This window comes from Pseudomonas sp. K5002, from assembly GCF_013386655.1.
GTDB lineage: Bacteria > Pseudomonadota > Gammaproteobacteria > Pseudomonadales > Pseudomonadaceae > Aquipseudomonas.
The window spans coordinates 1-3,927 of the sequence record NZ_JACARK010000956.1; the positions used below are offsets into that span (position 1 = coordinate 1).

Annotated in this window: 2 protein-coding genes; both read right to left on the bottom strand. The window is 61.6% G+C overall.

What is annotated here, in order from left to right; translation table 11 throughout:
- Positions 1-3,177 (bottom strand): glutamate synthase large subunit (gene gltB / locus HX846_RS31655; protein ID WP_178966907.1); only part of this gene is annotated, 3,177 nt, incomplete at its 3' end.
- A 350-nt stretch (positions 3,178-3,527) separates the two neighbouring features.
- Positions 3,528-3,927: SPOR domain-containing protein (locus HX846_RS31660; RefSeq protein WP_178966908.1), on the bottom strand; the 400-nt coding region annotated here is incomplete at its 5' end.

A 3,927-nucleotide genomic window follows, 5' to 3' on the forward strand; every position in this document is an offset into this window, starting at 1 on the left:
GTCGTTGCCGCGCAGGGTCTGGTGAGTCTCGGCCAGGCCCAGTTCCCACGGCGCACCGGCGTACTTGATGGAGGTCAGCGGCGAAGCGCCGGTGCCGCCGTCGTAGCCGGAGATGGTGATCAGGTCGGCATAGGCCTTGGCCACACCCGCGGCGATGGTGCCCACGCCGGCTTCTGCGACCAGTTTCACCGAGACCAGGGCCTGCGGGTTGACTTGTTTGAGGTCGAAAATCAGCTGCGACAAATCCTCGATCGAGTAGATGTCGTGGTGCGGCGGCGGTGAAATCAACGTCACGCCCGGCACTGCATAACGCAGCTTGGCGATCAGGCCGTTGACCTTGCCGCCTGGCAGTTGCCCGCCTTCGCCCGGCTTGGCGCCCTGGGCAACCTTGATCTGCAGCACTTCGGCGTTGACCAGGTATTCCGGGGTCACACCAAAGCGGCCAGTGGCGACCTGCTTGATTTTCGAGCTCTTGATGGTGCCGTAGCGCGCCGGGTCTTCACCGCCTTCGCCGGAGTTGGAACGCGCACCCAGGCGGTTCATGGCCTCGGCCAGGGCTTCGTGAGCCTCAGGCGACAAGGCGCCCAGGGAAATACCGGCGGAGTCGAAACGCTTGAGGATCGATTCCAGTGGCTCGATCTCGCTGATGGCCAGCGGCGTGTCCAGGGTTTTCACCTTGAACAGGTCGCGGATCATCGACACCGGGCGGTTATCCACCAGCGCGGTGTATTCCTTGAACTTGGCGTAGTCGCCTTGCTGCACGGCGGCTTGCAGGGTGTTGACCACGTCCGGGTTGTAGGCGTGGTATTCGCCACCGTGCACGAACTTCAGCAGGCCACCTTGCTGGATCGGCTTGCGCGCGCTCCAGGCTTCGGCGGCCAGGGCTTTCTGCTCGGCTTCGATGTCGACGAAACGCGCACCCTTGATGCGGCTCGGCACGCCACGGAAGCTCATCTCGCAAACTTCTTCCGACAGGCCGATGGCTTCGAACAATTGCGCGCCGCGGTAGGACGTGACGGTGGAGATGCCCATCTTCGACAGGATCTTCAGCAGGCCCTTGGTGATGCCTTTACGGTAGTTCTTGAACACCTCGTAGAGGTCGCCCAGCACTTCGCCGGTACGGATCAGGTCGCCGAGTACTTCGTAAGCCAGGAACGGATACACCGCCGAGGCGCCGAAGCCGATCAACACCGCAAAGTGATGCGGGTCGCGGGCGGTGGCGGTTTCAACCAGGATGTTGGAATCGCAACGCAGGCCCTTTTCGGTCAGGCGGTGGTGTACCGCGCCGGTGGCCAGGGAAGCGTGGATCGGCAGCTTGCCCGGGGCGATATGGCGGTCGGTCAGCACGATCTGGGTACGGCCGGCACGCACGGCTTCTTCCGCCTGATCGGCGACATTGCGCACCGCGGCTTCCAGGCCGAGGCTCTCGTCGTAGTTCAGGTCGATGATCTGCCGGTCGAAGCCTGGGCGATCCAGGGTCATCAACGAGCGCCACTTGGCCGGGGAAATGACCGGCGAGCTGAGGATCACGCGGGAAGCGTGCTCAGGCGATTCCTGGAAGATGTTGCGCTCGGCACCGAGGCACACTTCCAGGGACATCACGATGGCTTCGCGCAGCGGGTCGATCGGCGGGTTGGTCACCTGGGCGAACTGCTGGCGGAAATAGTCGTACGGCGTGCGCACGCGCTGGGACAGCACGGCCATTGGCGTGTCATCGCCCATGGAGCCAACGGCCTCATAGCCCTGCTCGCCCAGTGGGCGCAGCACCTGGTCACGTTCTTCGAAGGTGACCTGGTACATCTTCATGTACTGCTTGAGCTGGTCGACGTCGTAGAAGGCAGAACCGTGGTCGTTGTCTTCCATGGTTGCCTGGATGCGCAGGGCATTCTTGCGCAGCCATTGCTTGTACGGATGACGGGACTTCAAGCGGTTGTCGATGGCATCGGTGTCAAGGATCTGACCGGTCTCGGTGTCCACGGCGAGGATCTGGCCCGGGCCAACGCGGCCCTTGGCGATCACGTCTTCCGGCTTGTAGTTCCACACGCCGATTTCCGACGCCAGGGTGATGAAGCCGTTGGTGGTGGTCACCCAGCGCGCCGGGCGCAGGCCGTTACGGTCGAGCAGGCACACGGCGTAGCGACCGTCGGTCATTACCACGCCGGCCGGGCCGTCCCACGGTTCCATGTGCATCGAGTTGTACTCATAGAACGCCCGCAGGTCGGGGTCCATGGTCTCGACGTTCTGCCACGCTGGCGGAATGATCATGCGCACGCCACGGAACAGGTCGATGCCGCCAGTGACCATCAGTTCGAGCATGTTGTCCATGCTGGAGGAGTCGGAACCCACGCGGTTGACCAGCGGGCCGAGCTCTTCCAGGTCCATCAGGTCGTTGGCGAACTTGGTGCGACGGGCCACGGCCCAGTTGCGGTTGCCGGTGATGGTGTTGATCTCGCCGTTGTGGGCGAGGAAGCGGAATGGCTGGGCCAGCGGCCATTTCGGCAGGGTATTGGTGGAGAAGCGCTGGTGGAACACGCAGATTGCGGTTTGCAGGCGCGCATCGCTCAGGTCTGGATAGAAGGCGGTCAAGTCCGCCGGCATCATCAGGCCTTTATAAATGATGGTCTTGTGGGAAAAGCTGCAGATGTAGTGGTCGGTGTCGGCGGCATTGGCCACGGACGAGCGACGACGAGAGGTGAACAGCTTGATCGCCATGTCCTGGTCGCTCAGGCCGTCGCCTGCGATGAACACTTGTTCGATCTGCGGCAGGCGCTCCAGGGCCAGGCGGCCCAGTACGCTGGTGTCGATCGGCACTTTGCGCCAGCCGACGAGCTGCAGGCCAGCAGCCAGGATCTCGCGGTTCATGTTCTCGCGAGCAGCTTCGGCTTTTACCGGGTCCTGGTTGAAGAACACCATGCCCACAGCGTACTGCTTGGGCAAATCGGCGCCGAAATGTTCCTTGGCGACTGCGCGCAGGAACTGGTCGGGCTTTTGAATCAGCAAGCCGCAACCGTCACCGGTCTTGCCGTCGGCGTTGATCCCACCGCGGTGGGTCATGCAGGTCAGGGCCTCGATGGCCGTTTGCAAAAGGGTATGACTGGGCTCGCCCTGCATGTGGGCTATCAGGCCGAAACCGCAGTTATCCTTGAATTCATCGGGTTGGTACAGACCTGCTTTCATAGACACTTTCTCACCAGGCTGCCTCTTATTCCGAGGCAAATTTCTTTTCAATTCAACCGGTTACCTTCCACGCCGAACGTACGCCGGCTTAGCGGGGGCAAAAGGGAGGTCATTGTACACACCGACACAGACGCTCACAAATTTAGCGACGAAATGTCGCAAATCTATGTCGCATTTATGAAAGGTTTAAAGCGATATGCTGTGCTAGTCAAAACTTTTTTAATTTTGACCGCTACGACTCAAAAGCCACTGTGACGCAGACACCACAAAGCGCGCGGCCTTCAGGGCTGCACGCTGTGTTGTTTTTTTTGAGGTGCCGAGAGGGCGGCCTGGGTAAGGCCGCCGGATCTTCAGCGAGTTGTTGCCAGTTCTTGTTGAACGCTGGCGACAGTGCGAGGCCAAGGTTTACCAGCCTGAACCTTCGCTGGCAAGGCCTTGATAGCGGATTCCGCTGCTGTACGGCTGGAGAAGTTGCCGTAAGTGATCACGTAGAGAGGCTTGCCGTTGAGCACTTTCTTGAAATAACGGTACTCGCCGCCCTGCTCTTTCACGAACGCCTGGGCGTTGGCTTCGGAGCTGGTGCCGAGGATCTGCACCACGAAGTTACCGGTAGGCTGGCTGGCATACCAGCTGCTGCCGGCAGCGCCAGTCGCGGCCTTGGCCACGACGGCCGGTTTTTCGGCAGGCTTGGCGGCTGGAGCCGGTTTGGCCGCAGGCGCCGGGGCGACCGGCTTGGCAACAGGCGCAGGC